Genomic DNA, 15582 nt, shown 5'->3' with positions numbered 1-15582 from the left:
CCACATCTTCATCTCCAAATTTTCCGTAAACAATGGAAAAACCGACTCTTTTTCATTTTCCTGCATCTTTTTGATTTTGATGGTTGACAAATCCTTTTGGGTGTGTTTATAATGCATGTAACGAAGAACACAGATAAACCGATGAGGAAGAGGAGTATCTGACCTATGTATCGCCACAGAGAGTTCCGGATGGTGGAAACGGAACGCCTTACCGTCAGTGAATGGACTTCCGAGGGCAGCCTTGAACGATTGTTTCAGTAGGGGCTGACGGGACCCCACCCGTTATCCATCGGGGCACGTATGATGGTACGTGTAAGCGAGTGGACATTTTCACAAATGTCAATTTGGGTGGTATCGCAGAAGTTTACGCTTTTGTCCCATGTATGGGGACAGAGGCGTTTTTTAGTTTCTGGAAACATTCTCAGTAAAATCTTTCATCACGGCGCGCGGCGCCAAACCAAAGAGAATCTTCTTTCCAGACACATTCTTTACTCTGCTCCGGCAAGGCAGACTGATACATCTGCCATCCAAAACAAATATCAAAATAAGAATAAAGAATGGAGAAAATGACTATGAAAAAGAATCTGAAAAAATTATTTGCACTTGGATGCACCGCAGCCCTGACACTGACAACCGCAGGATGCTCTTCCAGCACATCCAGCAACGCTTCCGAAGCAGACACCACCGCTGAAACCTCTCAGGAAGCTTCCGCGGACAAAGAAATTTATAATGTAGCGATTGTCAAACAGCTCGACCACGCTTCCCTTGATGAGATTGCAAATGCAGTCGAGGCAGAGTTAGATAAAATCGCCGAGGATAACAATGTAACCATTCACTACGAGCTGTACTCCGGCCAGAATGACCAGACAACCTTAAAGCAGATTGGTGATCAGGCGGTTGCTGACGGTGTTGACGCCATCATCCCGATTGCGACCCTGGCTGCACAGGTAGCGACCGTATCCGCACAGCAGACCCAGACACCGGTTGTCTACGCCGCTGTTTCCGATCCGGAAGCCGCTGAGCTGACCGGCATCGACTATGTAACCGGTACCAGCGATGCGCTGAACACCGAGAAAATCATGGATATGATTTTTGCCGCAAACCCAGATGTTAAAAATGTGGGGCTTTTATATTCCTTATCCGAGGCAAACTCAACCAAACCGATCGCGGATGCAAAGGCATACTTAGACGAAAAAGGCATCTCCTACACCGAGCAGACTGCAAATACCAACGACGAAGTAATTACCGCTGCCTCCTCCCTGGTTGCTGACAAAGTAGACGCTGTCTTCACTCCTACCGACAATGTCATCATGGCAGCTGAGCTGGCTATCTTCAAGGATCTGGCCGATGCAGGCATCCCGCACTATGCCGGCGCTGATTCCTTCGTCCGCAATGGCGCATTTGCCACCTGCGGCGTCAACTACACGGCTCTTGGTACACAGACCGCTGACCTTGCTTATCAGGCAATCACCGAAGGCATGGACGGCATGGAAGACTACTACACCGCAGAAGGCGGCATCGTAACCGTAAATACCGAGACTGCAAAAGCCCTGAATATCGACACAGCTGTATTCAAAGATTTTGGCGATGTTGTAGAGGTTAGGACCACCGAGGACTAATACACCCTCATCCGGCAGCACTTTGATTTTCATTTGACTGACTTTCATGTACTCTCAGAGCCGTAAGACAGACCAGACGCCAGCCGCATCCCCCGCTTACCACGCGGCTGGCGCATCTGCCTCATGAACGCCCTGGGAGTACCGATCATTCTACGGAGGTAATTTCCCATGCTTCATATTTTACAAACCGCTCTGGAACTGGGATTTCTGTATGCGCTGGTGCCGATGGCGCTGTTCTTGAGTTTCCGCATACTGGACATCGCGGATATGACGACGGACGGCTGTTTCGTCCTCGGCACGGCGGTATCCGTCACAATGGCTGCGGCAGGGCATCCATTTCTCGCGGTTCCGGCTGCCATGCTTGCAGGCATCTGCGCCGGATTTGTCACCGCATTTCAGCAGACCCGTCTCGGCGTGCCGTCCATTCTCGCCGGTATCATCACCAATATGGGACTCTACACCATCAATCTGATGGTAATGGGCTGGAGTGCCAATGTGAGTCTTTTAAAGACAGAGACCATCTTTTCCCTGCTTCAGAAAACCGGTATCGGGGGTGACTGGTATGAAGCACTTCTGGCAATCTGCGTAACTGTGCTTGCGGGCGCACTGCTCGTCTATTTTCTCGGTACCCGTCTGGGACTCTCCATCCGGGCAACCGGCAACAACATTGACATGGTGCGCGCCTCCTCGATCAACCCGACATTTACCATTACAGTCGGCTTATGCATCGCCAATGCGCTGACCGCACTCTCCGGCGCAATGGTCGGTCAGTACCAGAATACCGCCGACATCAACGGCGGCACGGGTATCGTCGTGATCGGTCTTGCCTGCCTGATCATCGGTGAAACCGTCCTCGGACGCCGCGGCGTAGCAAGAGGTGTCATCGCCACCGTCATCGGTTCGATTATTTACCGTTTTATCTACGCTATCGTCCTGTATACAAAAATCATGCCTGTACAGGGGCTGAAACTGGTCACCGCTGTGATCGTAGCGCTGGCAATCGCATTTCCGACGATCCGGAAATGGGCGGCATTCCAGACACGTAAAAATGCAGCGGCACGCCGGAAGGGAGGACACGGAGCATGTTAAATATTCAGTCGATATCAAAAACCTTTAATCCGGGAACTGTCAACGCCAAACAGGCGCTCTCCGGGCTGTCCCTGCATCTGGATCACGGCGATTTCGTGACAATCATCGGTTCCAACGGCGCCGGAAAATCGACCCTGTTCAATGCGATTGCCGGCAGCTTCTACGTCGATGACGGCTTTATCGAGCTGGACGGCGAGGACATCACCTATATGCCGGAGCACAAGCGCAGCCTGATGGTCGGCCGCCTCTTCCAGGACCCGTTAAAGGGAACGGCGCCGGGCATGACGATCGAAGAAAATCTTGCCCTCGCCTATCTGCGGACCGCAAAGGGGAAATCGCCATTTTCCCGCATTTCCAAGAAAGATAAGGATGCGTTCCGCGAACGCCTCTCCCTCTTAAATATGGGGCTTGAAGACCGGATGACCCAGCCGGTCGGACTTCTCTCCGGCGGTCAGCGCCAGGCGCTCACCCTGCTCATGGCAACCCTCATCACGCCGAAGCTTCTGCTGCTCGATGAGCACACTGCCGCCCTCGATCCGGGAACAGCTGAAAAAGTACTGGAGCTGACGAAAAATATCGTTGCTGAGGAGAAAATCACCTGCCTGATGATCACCCACAATATGAACCAGGCTCTGGAGCTCGGAAACCGCACGCTCATGATGGCAAACGGAAATATCGTGCTCGACGTCGGCGGCGCAGAGCGCGCTTCCATGACTGTCGAGGATCTGATCGCCCGCTTCAAGACCGGCGCAGGCCACGCGCTGGATAATGACCGGATTTTATTGTCGGAATAATTTTAAAAAAGCAAAAAATTCAAAAAGTCCCATCCTTTCAGATTTGAATCTGCATAAGGATGGGACTTTTTTATATTTCTCTTATCCAATTTCTATTTCCCAAGCACATCCGAAAGCGCTGCAAACTGCGCCAGCGTCAGCGTCTCGCCGCGCACGGACGGGGAAAGTCCCAGCGACTCGATTGCGGCTGCGATCTCTTCCTTGCTAAAGGAGAGATCCTGCGCGTTGGAAAGCCCGTTCTGCAGGGTTTTCCGGCGCTGGTTGAAGGACGCGCGGATGAGACGGAACATTAAATCTTTATCCTTTACCTCCACCGGCGGCTTCGCATGGCGGGTCAGACGGATGACCGCTGAGCCGACATTCGGACGCGGAATGAAACAGTTCGGCGGCACATTTGCCACGATGTATGGCTCGGCATAATACTGAACCGCCAGCGACAGCGCGCCGTAATCCTTCGAGCCCGGACCAACCTGCATCCGGTCTGCGACCTCTTTCTGCACCATAACCGTAATATTGTCGATCGGCGCGCCGCTCTCAAACAGCCCCATGATGATCGGGGTCGTGATATAGTACGGCAGGTTCGCCACGACCTTAACCGGACGTCCGCCGCCTTTTTCTTCCGCCATTTTTTTTATGTCAATCTTTAAAATATCTTCATTGATAACAGTTACATTTTCGCAGTCCTGAAGCGTATCTTTTAAGATCGGAATCAGATTTGTGTCGATCTCCACGGCGATGACCTGTCCTGCCGCCTGTGAAAGGCGCTGTGTCATCGTACCGATGCCAGGACCGACTTCCAGGACGGTGTCCTCCTTGGTCATGCCCGCCGCTGAGATAATCTTGTCCAGCACGTGCGTATCAATCAGAAAATTCTGACCGAATTTTTTCTGGAAGGCAAAATTGTATTTCTGTATTACTTCGATTGTATTCTTCGGGTTTCCAAGATCCATTCCGAAAATCCTTTCCCGGAGTCCGGAACCTGACCGAGACACCACCCAGCCAGATTCCTCCTCTCTTCTTTACATTAACCGGTACAGCCTCCGCGCATTCTCTTCAGTCGCACGGACGATCTCTTCCGGTGTACATTTCTTGATTTCTGCCAGCTTTTCCGCCACATATGGCAGGTTCAGTGAGGAGTTGCGTTTGCCGCGGTTGGGAACCGGAGCGAGGTAGGGGCAGTCGGTTTCGAGTACCAGACGGTCGAGCGGCGCCATCTCGGCTACTTCCAGAAGCTTTTTCGCGTTCTTGAAGGTCAGTACACCACCGATGCCTAAGTAAAAGCCCATCTTTAAATACTCTGCCGCCATCTCTTTTCCATAGGAGAAGCAATGAATCACGCCGCCTATCTCCTCGGAGTGCTCTTCCTTCATGATATCGAGCGTATCCTTCGCCGCGTCGCGGCTGTGGATGATGACTGGAAGTTTTAATTCCCGCGCCAGATTTAATTGGCGGTAGAACCATTTTTTCTGTGTCTCATGATCCGGCTCTTCCCAGTAATAATCCAGACCAATCTCTCCGATTGCAACGATCTTATCCGACTGTGCCAATACACGGAGTTCGGCAAATTTTTCCTCGTCAAGCTCTGCCGTGCTGCTGGGATGAACACCGGCCGCGCCGTAGATAAAGGGATATCTCTTCGTCAGTTCAATGGTGGTCTTTGTGCTCTCCATATCGGCACCCACATTGACAACCGTTCCGATCCCGCCTGCTGCCAGACCGGAAAGCAGCGCCTCCCGGTCCTCATCAAATGCCTCATCATCATAATGGGCGTGTGTGTCAAATATCATATAACTTATATTTCTCCATTTCCATTCAAGAATGTCTCAATATTCTTGCTGCAAGATGGGAGTCATCTCACATCTGATATTAGCAGATTTCTGCGCCCGCCGGCATATCCTTCTCGGTGGTCATCAGAGACAGCTTGCCTTCTGCATCCTCTGCACAGAGAATCATGCCCTCAGACAGGATACCTGCCAGCTTCGCCGGTTTCAGGTTTGTCACAACCATAACTCTCTTACCTACCATCTCCTCCGGAGAATAAGAATGTTTGATTCCGCTGACAATCTGACGTACCTGGCTTCCGACCTGAACCTGGGAGCAGAGAAGCTTCTTGGACTTCGGAACAGCCTCGCAGGAGAGGATCACGCCAACCTGGAACTGCAGTTTTGCAAAATCATCGTAGGTAATCTCTGCTTTCGGCTCGATATCGATGCCCTCGGCTTTCTCGTCCTCTTCCTTCTCCGGCTCTGCCTTTGCAGCAACTGCCTTCTTCTGCTCTTCCTGGATAACTTTGACTTTCTTCATCACATCGTCGAGTTTCAGGCGGGCAAAGAGAACCTCCGGCTCCTCAGTCACCTTATTTCCGGACGGATAACGGCCAAATTCATCCATCTGTGGCAGTTCACGTTTTACGGTATTTAATTCTTTTAAGATCTTCTCAGAGGTCTCCGGCATGAAGGATTCAAGCAGGGACGCACCGATCGTGATAGACTCAACCAGGTTGTAGAGAACAGTCGCAAGACGATCCTGCTTGTCCTCTTCCTTTGCCAGAATCCACGGGGTTGTCTCGTCAATGTATTTGTTGCTGCGGCGGAAAATATTGAAGATCTCGGTGATCGCATCGGCAACGCGCAGCTTATCCATCTTCTCATCAACCTTGCGGACTGCTTCCAGCACTACCTTCTTCAGATCCTCGTCCACCGGCTCCGTCACGCCCTTGTCGGCTACCACGCCGCCAAAGTACTGGTTCGTCATCGATACCGTTCTCTTTACGAGGTTGCCGAGGATATTTGCCAGATCCGAGTTCAGTCTCTCTACCATCAGCTCCCAGGTAATAACGCCGTCGTTCTCAAACGGCATCTCATGCAGAACGAAGTAGCGGACTGCATCCACGCCAAAGAAATCAACCAGTGTATCGGCGTAAATCACATTTCCCTTGGATTTACTCATCTTGCCGTCGCCCTGTAACAGCCACGGATGACCAAATACCTGCTTTGGAAGCGGCAGGTCGAGTGCCATCAAAAAGATCGGCCAGTAAATGGTATGGAAACGGATAATATCCTTACCAATCAGATGCAGGTCTGCCGGCCAGTATTTCTTGAACAGCTCGCCGCTCTCGCCGTCGCAGTCATATCCAAGACCGGTGATATAGTTGGTCAGTGCATCCAGCCATACATATACAACGTGCTTCGGGTCGAAATCAACCGGAATCCCCCATTTAAAGGAAGTACGGGAAACACACAGATCCTGCAGGCCCGGAAGCAGGAAGTTGTTCATCATCTCATTTTTACGGGAAACCGGCTGGATGAACTCCGGGTGCTCATTGATATAATCGATAAGTCTCTGCGCATATTTGCTCATACGGAAGAAATATGCCTCTTCCTTCGCCGGCTGTACCGGGCGTCCGCAGTCCGGGCATTTGCCGTCTACGACCTGAGACTGGGTCCAGAAGGACTCGCACGGGGTACAGTAAAGTCCCTCGTAGCAGCTCTTGTAAATATCGCCCTGATCATAGAGCTTCTTGAAAATCTTCTTTACCTGCGCCTCATGATCCTCGTCGGTGGTGCGGATAAATTTGTCGTAGGATGTATTCATCAGATCCCAGATCGTCTTGATCTCACCCGCCACGTTATCGACAAACTGCTTCGGCGTGATGCCAGCCTCATCTGCCTTTAACTCGATCTTCTGACCATGCTCATCGGTGCCCGTCTGGAAACGCACATCGTAGCCCTGCGCTCTCTTGTAGCGCGCAATGCTGTCCGCCAGCACGATCTCATAGGTATTTCCGATATGCGGTTTGCCCGATGTATAGGCAATCGCAGTTGTTATATAGTAAGGTTTCTTACAGTTCTGACACATTTATCATGCCCTCCTTATTAAAATTGCGCTTTAAATTGTGTTCTTCACAAAAAAAGCCTCTAACCGCCCATGGTTTTCCATCTGCGATTAAAGGCAAGCCACCTTCTTTTCTCTGCCTTTTCTTCATATATAAATATATAGATTAAGTCTATCTGTTTTGCATCCCTTTGTCAAGTATGGTATACTTGCAGACATATATATTTGTTTTGGAGGTATTATATTATGCAGAAACGCTTTTCCTTCCCGCCCCTGCCGCGCACAGCGCTCGCGATCGCTGCAGCTGCTGCCCTGGCGCTCTCCGGATGCGCTGGTTCTTCCGGCTCAGGAACCCCCGCCGAATCCTACGCCGCTTCCGGGCAGACTGGTTCTCCTTCCAATGCATCGTCCGATGCTGCCAGCGAACAGGCGCGTTTTGATGCGTTTCTGGCACACCAGTTTCAAGAAAGCGTGCAGGACGATCCGCTCTCCCTTCATTTTCTTGTCCGGAATCCGGAAAATTACGGTATCACCGAACCGGAGATGAAATTTCCAGAATATTCCCTGGAACAGCTTCAAAAGGATTCCGAGGAAAACGCGGCCGTTCTTGAGGAACTTTCTTCCTTCGATACCTCTCTCTTGACCTCCGACCAGCTCTTCACCTACCGGATGATGAAGGACACACTGGAGACGGAAGCCGGCTCGAAGGGACTGGAACTCTACAATCAGCCGTTAAGCGCCCTGATCGGCACGCAGGCGGAACTTCCGACCTTATTAGCCGAATACACATTTTACAACCGTGCCGACATCGACCATTACCTGGCACTGCTTTCGCAGATCGACACATATTACAAGCAGCTCGCAGCGTATGAACAGGCGCAGGCAGACGCCGGTCTCGCACCGTCCGACGACACCATCGACCGGATTTTAAAATCCTGTAAAAGCTACCTCATCCGCCCGGAAAACAGCCTGCTGACGGAAACATTTGCCTCCCGCTTAAATGCGGTTGAGGGCTTAAGCAATGCAGAAAAGGCGTCCTACAAAGCAAAACATCTGACCATTTTAAAGGAACACTTTATCCCGGCATATACAAACCTCTCTAAAGCACTGGAATCGCTCAAGGGCTCCCATCCGGAGGCAGGAGGACTTAGCACCTACGAACACGGCAGGGAGTATTATGCCTATCTTGCGGCGGCGCTGACCGGCACAGACTCCTCGGTCGATGCGCTCAAAACGCGGATTGAGAAGCAGATGCAGGCAGATTTATCCGAAATCCGCGTCCGCTTAAAGGAACATCCGGAACTCGTCCGGCAGATGACCGACTCTGCCATCACACTCTCCGATCCGGATGAGATCCTTCAGAATTTACAGACGCAGATTCAGGATGATTTCCCGGCGCTTACAGATACCTCCTACACGCTCAAATACGTCCCGGAAGCGCTGGAATCCTCCCTGTCCCCGGCATTTTTCCTCGTACCGCCGATCGATTCCGACGGTTCCAACACCATTTACATCAACGAAAAAGCAAGCACTGAGCAGAACCTCTACACCATGCTGGCGCACGAGGGCTATCCGGGGCATCTCTACCAGTCGGCTTATTTCAATGACCGGGAGCCGGTTCCGGTACGGCGGCTTCTTGCCTGCAGTGGCTACAACGAAGGCTGGGGACTCTACAGCGAACTGTACGCCTACTCCTTCGACAACGGACTGCCGGAAGCGGTCAAACCGCTGATGCGCTGCAGCGAAGCCAGCAGCTACGGGCTGTACGCGCTTCTCGACATCTGCATCCACTATGATGGCTGGGATCTCGCCACAACCACCAGTTATCTGGAAAATTCCTACGGATTTACGGATCCGGAATCCGCGCGCGAGATATACCTGGCAATCATTGATAATCCGGGCAATTACCTGAAATACTATACCGGCTATCTGGAAATCCTGACCATGCGCCAGGAAGCCGAGGAGGTACTTGGAAACAAATTCAACGCCAAGAGCTTCCACCAGTTCATCCTGAACATGGACGGCGCTTCCTTCCGGGTCATCAAACCGTATTTTCAAACATGGCTGATGACGGAGAAATTGCACATATAATGGAAAAAGAGCGGTATCTCCCTGTATGCATCCGCAGACTTCAGGGATCCCGCTCTTTTCGCATTTTCATGCTTTAGTTTACTTTCTTGTAATTCTTCTCAAAGCTCATCGGACCGTCGCCGATCTTCTCGCCTGCTACGCTCAACTCCAGCGTCTTTGCCTCGTAGTTCTGGATAAATGTATTGGCAATGGCCATGACAACCAGCTTGTCAGAGGACTCCTTTAAGGAGGAGAGATCCAGCGTCAGGGCGCCGTCCTTCTGCTCAAATTTATCCACGGTGATTCCCTCTTCAATGACGCCCACCTCTGCCATCTTATCAAGCAGTTCCTGTGCATCCAGCTCATCGCCGTCAATGCCATCCATATTCTGTTTTAAGCCGCTCTTATCAGATTTTACAGAATATACGCAAACGGTTACCGTCGGATCTGCATCCGTTACCACCATGCTTTCTTTCTCAGCCACGCCGTCTACAGTCTCCTGCTGCGCCGCACCTGCCGGGGCAGTTCCATGTTCGCTGGTTTCTCCTGTATTTCTTGCCGTCGGCGCACATGCGCCCAGAACAGCTGCCATCATAAGACCAGCTGCCATTACCATAAATTTCTTCATAATGTACCTCCTTGTATTCTCCTCGCAGCAGTTGCTTCACGGTTTTCGCAACCGTTTTTGTCTTTCACACCTGTTTCCATCCAGTGCAGACTACATCCATTCTTTTTACCGCTGCCCATCCTTACTCCTAAACCACTGATTCAGCTTCATCAGCGCCTTTACCAACGTCTGCATCTCATCTTCCGACAGATCGCTTGTCAGGCTCTCGATCATCTCCCGGTGGAACCGGGCGTGATGCCCATACGCTTTTCTGCCCCGCTCTGAAAGAGAAATATATACGACCCGCCGATCCTCGAGTCCCCGGCTTCGTTCCACATAGCCTTTTTTGACCAGGCTGTTCATGGCAATCGTGAGCGTTCCCACCGTAACGGACAGTTCTCTGGCAATCGATGACATATTTTTCGGTTCACCAATCCCGATCGCTTCGATCACATGCATATCGTTATTCGTGATGTCTTTAAACTCCGGCGTAATGATTACCTTCTGTTCTATGTCCATCACATCGCGGAACAGCGTCACCAGAAGCTCATTCAGCGTCTCATAATTTCCCACAGTTTTCCCTCTCATCCTTGGTTTCAGCGCGCAAAACGGCAATTTACCCTACCGATTATACAATATTCTGTGCGGCAAGACAACTAGCAAATTTCTTACATCTTCTCTTATACCATAGCACTTGTTACTGTTCACGCACACGTGCCCAGTAACGGAATTTGCCGTGGCTTCGCATTTAAATACGGCAAATTCCTGCTACCACCACGTTTTCTTACGGCACTTTCGGTTCCAAAAGTGCCTACCCGTGAACAGTTACCATGGCACTACATAAGATACTCGCCACAAGCCCCGCGAACGTTGCAATCAGCGCCCCCGCAAGCGTCCATCGCGTCTTTGAGATCCGCACGGTCAGATAGTAGACACTCATCGTATAAAAAACCGTCTCCGTGCAGCTCTCAAGAACCGACACCATCATGCCGAGCCGCGAATCGGGTCCATACGTTTTAAAAATATCTAAGAGTAGCCCCGTCGCCGCCGAACTGGACACCAGACGCACCAGAAGCAGCGGAACCACCTGTGCCGGTATATGCAGAAATGCCGCCGGTCCCGCCAGCACCCCGGAGAGGAAATCGAGAAAACCGGAGGTCCGAAGCACGCCGACCGCCGCCATCAGTCCCACCAGCGTCGGCAGGATTCCAGCCACCGTTTTAAGCCCCGCAAGCGCCCCTTCGATAAAATCATCAAAAACCGGGCGTTTCTGAAGCACCGCAAACCCAACGATATAAAACAAAACAACCGGAACCAGGTATTCAGAGAGGTAATTGATGCAGCGCATTCGACGGCTCCCGTGTCTATACTTGTTTTATATGTATGGTTTGAATCCGCGTTCTATGATAACGGATCTGTTTCCAGAGCCCCTTATTTTAACAAGGGCATTATAGGGGATAAATTTGTTTTTTGTGTGAAATTTTCCCCCTACATGACGCCAAATTGCGTTTTCTATTTCCAGCCATCCTTTTTTATTGATTTATATTGCTTTCTCCTGCACATCACGCGGCACACCGCCACTCCCGCCAGCGTGCTGATACAGGTCGCCAGGAACGCCGGACCGGCCACTGCCAGCGGATGCGCCGATCCGTACTGGCTCCGGTAGGCGATCATATTGATAGGAATGAGCTGCAGCGATGAAATATTTACGACCAGAAACGTACACATTTCATCGCTCGCCGTTCCCTGTGTGACCGCCGCCGGATCCCCCTCCGCTCTCCGTTCCTCCTCCAGTTCTTCCAGCTCCTTCATCGCCGTAAGCCCCGCCGGGGTCGCCGCCCAGCCAAGCCCCAGCATATTGGCAATCATATTGGCGGCCATCGAAGAAAGCGCCGGATGACCCGCTGGAATGCGTGGAAAGAGGAAATGAAGCACCGGCCGCATCCCCGCCGACAACTGCTCAATCAGCCCCGCCCGCCGTCCGATCTCCAAAATTCCCGTCCAGAACGCCATCACCCCCAGCATCGTGATTCCCAGCGAGACTGCATCCCCCGCCGCTGCAAGCATTCCCTCCGTCACCGCCCCCAGCGTCCCATGCACCGCCGCCCAGCCAAGCCCCGTAAGCATCATAAACGCCCAGAGTGCATTTAACATGCATCTACCTCCCTGCTGTCATATGGTACGCTCAGAACATTTTATACTCAGACAAGTATAAAAAGACGCCAAATATACACCATCATAAATAGATACAATTATATCGTTTCTTTTCGTCCATTCCGCTTGCATTTCAGAATTTGGATCTTTAAAATAAGAACTATCATCTCCTTCACATGACAGACATTCTTTGAAAAAGGCCATTTTATATGGATTCTCCTGCCAAAAACCGTGAAGACATTGAAATATGATTTAATATTATGAAAACGAGGTATTCAGAATGAAACAATCCGCAGATTTAAAGCGTCTCCTCACCTCCATCGATCACAAAAGCTATCCGGCTTACAAGGACGTGCGCGGCGCTTATGATTTTAATACGTATATTTTATCCATCGACCATGTACAGGGTGACCCGTTTGCGTCCCCTTCCAAGGTCAGTATCCAGGTCCGCCACGCGAAAGCCGGATTTCCGGCAGAGCTCTTTGATACGCCGTGGAAAAAAACAGCGCTTGAAGATTACCTGCTCCGCTGTTTTTCCCGTGAAATCGGTCGTCTTTCTTTCAAGGCAAAAGGTTCTGGAAAAAGTGGTCTGATCGCCACCAGCCGCCCCGGTCAGGAGATCCTCTCCCGGACCGCCTGCGAGATCGGGAGAAATGAGATTACAGCCCGTTTTGAGGTTGGTTTCCCGGCATTCGGGCGCACCATCAACTCCGGTGAACTGATCCGGATTTTCTTTGATTTTCTTCCAGGCTGTGTCGAAAACGTCTTTTTCTACCGCCGCCAGAACACCGCTGAAATCAAAAAACGCATTACGCTGGCAGACGATCAGCATTTTATCCGCAATGAGCTGAAACGCTTAGACCTCATCTCCTTCGTCGCAGACGGCTCAATCCTGCCGCGTGAAACCGGCGTCTCCGACCGTCCGATGAAGGGCAGTGTGGCGTTCCATTCCCCGGATTCCTTAAGAATCACTCTGAATCTTCCGGGACACGGTCCGATCTCCGGCATGGCAATCCACCGCGGCATCACCCTGATCGTGGGCGGCGGCTACCACGGCAAATCCACACTGCTAAAAGCGCTGGAATCCGGCGTCTACAACCATATTCCAGGGGATGGACGTGAATATGTCATCACCGATGAAACCGCAGTCAAGCTGCGCGCCGAGGATGGACGCAGCATCAACCACGTTGATATTTCCCTCTTTATCCGGGATCTGCCGAACAAAAAAGACACCACCTGCTTTTCCACCGCCGATGCCAGCGGCAGTACCTCCCAGGCGGCAGCCGTGATCGAAAGCATTGAAGCAGGAACCCGCGCTTTCCTGATCGACGAGGACACCTCCGCTACCAACTTCATGCTGCGGGACGACCTGATGCAGCGCATCGTCAGCCGCGATAAAGAGCCGATCACCCCGTTCATCGAACGCGCCCGCGATCTCTACAAGCAGGCAGGCATCTCCACCGTCCTCGTAGCTGGAAGCTCCGGCGCCTACTTCTTCATCGCAGACACTATTATCCAGATGGATGCATACCGCCCGTTTGATATCACGGAGATGGTAAAAAATGCCTGCGAACAGGAGGCTTCCAAACCCGCCATCCAGGCACCTAGGTTCAAGCTCCCGACGGCTGGACGGAAGCTGGCGGCTGACGGAACAGGACGGGCTGTGGGCGCGATGGCGCTGAATTTTGGCGACAGCCGCGCAGAAGCAGGCGGTGAATCTCAGGAAGAGGGCGAAAACAGCGGTCGTTCCGGACGGTTTGGCAATCGCGGCGGCAGCGCCTCCGATGCAGGACGCTTTGAACGCGGTCGCGGAGGACGCCGCGAAGCTGACCGAAATTCCGACCGGAACACGCGTATCAAAGTCCGTGTCCACGACAAACACTCTTTCCAGGTTGCCAAAGAGCCGGTCGATCTGCGCTTCGTCGAACAGCTTGCCGACAGCGAGCAGACCGCCGCACTCGCCCAGATGGTGCGCTACTGCCTGGAAAAAGGGCTTCTGGAGCGCTGCACCGTACAGGAAACGGTTGCCACACTCTTAAAAGCCTATGAAGCAGACGGGCTCTCTGTGTTCAGCGATGCTTCATATGCGGTCATGGGACTGGCAATGCCGCGCGTGCAGGAAATTTATGCTTGTTTGAATCGTTTTAGGGGATGATTTTTAAGATAAATATAAAAAGAGGGCTGCATTTTGCAAACCCTCTTTTTATATTTTTGCATCTTATATCAAACTATTTGCAAGTTTCATCTTGGCTTATCCCTGAACTCTGCCAAAATCTATGGTGCCAAGATCTATCCTACCCTTCGCACAGCGCCCGCATCACGCCCTCAACCGTCTCGATTTTCTCTGCTCTCCACGCGTTTCCGCCGCAGAAAATCAACGCATGATCTTCATCACCGCGGGCGGCATTGACGAGTGCCTGCGTGATGCAGTATGGGATCTTCGCCGGATCACAGTGTTCCAGACACTGGTAACAGTGTGTCACTGCCTGTCTTCCTTTTTCCAGTTCTTTTAAGAACGCATTCTTGATCGCACGTCCCGGCATGCCGACCGGACTTTTGACAATCACGATGTCCTCTTCCTTCGCATCCAGATATGCCTGCTTATATGCCATCGGTGCATCGCATTCCTCGGTTGTCACAAAACGGGTTGCCACCTGCACGCCGTCCGCGCCAAGCTCCATCTGGTGCATCACATCCGCATGGTCGTAGATGCCGCCAGCCGTCACAACCGGAATCGATTTGCCATATTTCTGCGCGTATTTTTTAACCAGCGCGATAATTCCCCGCACTTCCTCGTCATATTCCGCCTGATGGAATGTCTCGGCTGCGTGCGGCGTGTCTACCTCCAGCTCGGTCAGCTTCTCACGGTCAAATCCCAGATGTCCGCCCGCCAGCGGTCCCTCAACGACCACCAGATCCGGTGCGGTCTGGTACTTGCGGTCCCACATCCGGCAGATGACCGTCGCCGCCTTAACGGAGGAAACGATCGGCGCAATCTTCGTCGCCGTCCCTTTCACATACTCCGGCAGGGAAACAGGAAGTCCTGCGCCCGATATGATCAGGTCAGCGCCCGCCTTGACCGCCGTTTTAACGTACTCCGCATAGTTTTTCGTTGCCACCATGATATTAAAGCCCACGATGCCGCCCTTCGCGATCGCGCGCGCCTTCTGCAACTCTGAACCGATCGCGCGCAGGTTCGCCTCCTGCGGATGTTCGGCAAAATCCGGCTCCCGGAAACCGATCTGGGCAGTGGAAATAATGCCGATGCCGCCAGCCCCCGCCACGGCTCCTGCCAGCGAGGACAGGCTGATGCCAACCCCCATACCGCCCTGGATGATCGGAAGCTTCGCCGTCAGATCACCAATTTTCAGCGGTTTTAACTGTGATAAAATTGTACTCATACGATCTCCTATAT

13 protein-coding genes and 1 other annotated feature are annotated in these 15582 nt (G+C 52.1%); of the genes, 5 read left to right on the top strand and 8 right to left on the bottom strand.

Going from position 1 to position 15582, the window contains the following annotated elements; all coding sequences use genetic code 11:
• Positions 1–132 precede the first annotated feature (132 nt).
• Positions 133–383 (top strand) — a binding site (T-box leader).
• Positions 384–572: 189 nt separating this feature from the next.
• The 3 genes from DXC57_RS05945 (at position 573) to DXC57_RS05935 (ending at position 3502) form a co-directional block, all read left to right on the top strand.
• Positions 573–1619, top strand: coding sequence for an ABC transporter substrate-binding protein (locus DXC57_RS05945; RefSeq protein WP_118637738.1), 1047 nt, complete (start codon positions 573–575; stop codon positions 1617–1619).
• A gap of 168 nt (positions 1620–1787) precedes the next feature.
• The gene (locus DXC57_RS05940; protein WP_022358461.1) at positions 1788–2708 is read left to right on the top strand and encodes a branched-chain amino acid ABC transporter permease; all 921 of its coding nucleotides are present in this window, start codon (positions 1788–1790) and stop codon (positions 2706–2708) included.
• Positions 2702–3502, top strand: coding sequence for an ATP-binding cassette domain-containing protein (locus tag DXC57_RS05935; protein ID WP_022358462.1), 801 nt, complete (start codon positions 2702–2704; stop codon positions 3500–3502). Before DXC57_RS05940 ends, DXC57_RS05935 begins: the two co-directional genes overlap by 7 nt.
• Positions 3503–3594: 92 nt before the next feature.
• On the opposite strand, the gene rsmA is transcribed toward DXC57_RS05935, so the two are convergent.
• The 3 genes from rsmA to metG all read right to left on the bottom strand — a co-directional run bounded on the left by rsmA (position 3595) and on the right by metG (position 7360).
• Positions 3595–4452 carry a 16S rRNA (adenine(1518)-N(6)/adenine(1519)-N(6))-dimethyltransferase RsmA gene (gene rsmA, locus DXC57_RS05930; RefSeq protein ID WP_118522242.1) on the bottom strand — a complete coding sequence of 286 codons (858 nt, stop codon included), beginning with the start codon at positions 4450–4452 and terminating at the stop codon, positions 3595–3597.
• 69 nt (positions 4453–4521) lie between these two features.
• Entirely contained in the window at positions 4522–5289 is a 768-nt protein-coding gene (locus DXC57_RS05925; RefSeq protein WP_118651591.1) for a TatD family hydrolase, read from the bottom strand.
• Between the two features lie 79 nt (positions 5290–5368).
• A complete protein-coding gene (metG, locus tag DXC57_RS05920) occupies positions 5369–7360 on the bottom strand; it encodes a methionine--tRNA ligase (protein WP_118493590.1) in 1992 nt (663 codons plus the stop codon).
• 222 nt (positions 7361–7582) lie between these two features.
• Here metG and DXC57_RS05915 point away from each other — a divergent pair, with 222 nt between their 5' ends.
• Complete coding sequence (locus DXC57_RS05915) at positions 7583–9427, top strand: DUF885 domain-containing protein (RefSeq protein ID WP_118651589.1); 1845 nt, start codon at positions 7583–7585, stop codon at positions 9425–9427.
• 73 nt (positions 9428–9500) lie between these two features.
• Here the strand turns inward: DXC57_RS05915 and DXC57_RS05910 are convergent, their stop codons facing one another.
• The 4 genes from DXC57_RS05910 to DXC57_RS05895 all read right to left on the bottom strand — a co-directional run bounded on the left by DXC57_RS05910 (position 9501) and on the right by DXC57_RS05895 (position 12167).
• A complete protein-coding gene (locus tag DXC57_RS05910) occupies positions 9501–10034 on the bottom strand; it encodes a GerMN domain-containing protein (RefSeq protein ID WP_022358467.1) in 534 nt (177 codons plus the stop codon).
• 105 nt (positions 10035–10139) lie between these two features.
• Positions 10140–10586 (bottom strand): MarR family transcriptional regulator, encoded by a 447-nt coding sequence (locus tag DXC57_RS05905; protein ID WP_022358468.1) that lies wholly within the window; start codon positions 10584–10586, stop codon positions 10140–10142.
• 238 nt (positions 10587–10824) lie between these two features.
• Complete coding sequence (locus DXC57_RS05900) at positions 10825–11361, bottom strand: hypothetical protein (protein WP_022359373.1); 537 nt, start codon at positions 11359–11361, stop codon at positions 10825–10827.
• 164 nt (positions 11362–11525) lie between these two features.
• A complete protein-coding gene (locus DXC57_RS05895; RefSeq protein ID WP_118569984.1) occupies positions 11526–12167 on the bottom strand; it encodes a nucleoside recognition domain-containing protein in 642 nt (213 codons plus the stop codon).
• 280 nt (positions 12168–12447) lie between these two features.
• Here DXC57_RS05895 and DXC57_RS05890 point away from each other — a divergent pair, with 280 nt between their 5' ends.
• Entirely contained in the window at positions 12448–14322 is a 1875-nt protein-coding gene (locus tag DXC57_RS05890) for an ABC-ATPase domain-containing protein (protein ID WP_118651587.1), read from the top strand.
• A gap of 139 nt (positions 14323–14461) precedes the next feature.
• Here the strand turns inward: DXC57_RS05890 and DXC57_RS05885 are convergent, their stop codons facing one another.
• Positions 14462–15568, bottom strand: coding sequence for a nitronate monooxygenase family protein (locus DXC57_RS05885; protein ID WP_107000849.1), 1107 nt, complete (start codon positions 15566–15568; stop codon positions 14462–14464).
• Positions 15569–15582 lie beyond the last annotated feature (14 nt).

Source organism: Clostridium sp. TF06-15AC (assembly GCF_003481165.1).
GTDB lineage: Bacteria > Bacillota > Clostridia > Lachnospirales > Lachnospiraceae > Otoolea > Otoolea fessa.
This window is presented reverse-complemented; position numbering and strand designations above follow the sequence as displayed.

Bases quoted from the DNA above. Each gene is read 5' to 3' on its own strand.
- DXC57_RS05895 (WP_118569984.1), bottom strand. From the start codon at position 12,167: ATGTTAAATGCACTCTGGGCGTTTATGATGCTTACGGGGCTTGGCTGG.
- DXC57_RS05885 (WP_107000849.1), bottom strand. From the start codon at position 15,568: ATGAGTACAATTTTATCACAGTTAAAACCGCTGAAAATTGGTGATCTG.
- DXC57_RS05925 (WP_118651591.1), bottom strand. From the start codon at position 5,289: ATGATATTTGACACACACGCCCATTATGATGATGAGGCATTTGATGAG.
- DXC57_RS05890 (WP_118651587.1), top strand. From the start codon at position 12,448: ATGAAACAATCCGCAGATTTAAAGCGTCTCCTCACCTCCATCGATCAC.
- DXC57_RS05910 (WP_022358467.1), bottom strand. From the start codon at position 10,034: ATGAAGAAATTTATGGTAATGGCAGCTGGTCTTATGATGGCAGCTGTT.
- DXC57_RS05900 (WP_022359373.1), bottom strand. From the start codon at position 11,361: ATGCGCTGCATCAATTACCTCTCTGAATACCTGGTTCCGGTTGTTTTG.
- metG (WP_118493590.1), bottom strand. From the start codon at position 7,360: ATGTGTCAGAACTGTAAGAAACCTTACTATATAACAACTGCGATTGCC.
- DXC57_RS05945 (WP_118637738.1), top strand. From the start codon at position 573: ATGAAAAAGAATCTGAAAAAATTATTTGCACTTGGATGCACCGCAGCC.
- DXC57_RS05940 (WP_022358461.1), top strand. From the start codon at position 1,788: ATGCTTCATATTTTACAAACCGCTCTGGAACTGGGATTTCTGTATGCG.
- DXC57_RS05915 (WP_118651589.1), top strand. From the start codon at position 7,583: ATGCAGAAACGCTTTTCCTTCCCGCCCCTGCCGCGCACAGCGCTCGCG.
- rsmA (WP_118522242.1), bottom strand. From the start codon at position 4,452: ATGGATCTTGGAAACCCGAAGAATACAATCGAAGTAATACAGAAATAC.
- DXC57_RS05935 (WP_022358462.1), top strand. From the start codon at position 2,702: ATGTTAAATATTCAGTCGATATCAAAAACCTTTAATCCGGGAACTGTC.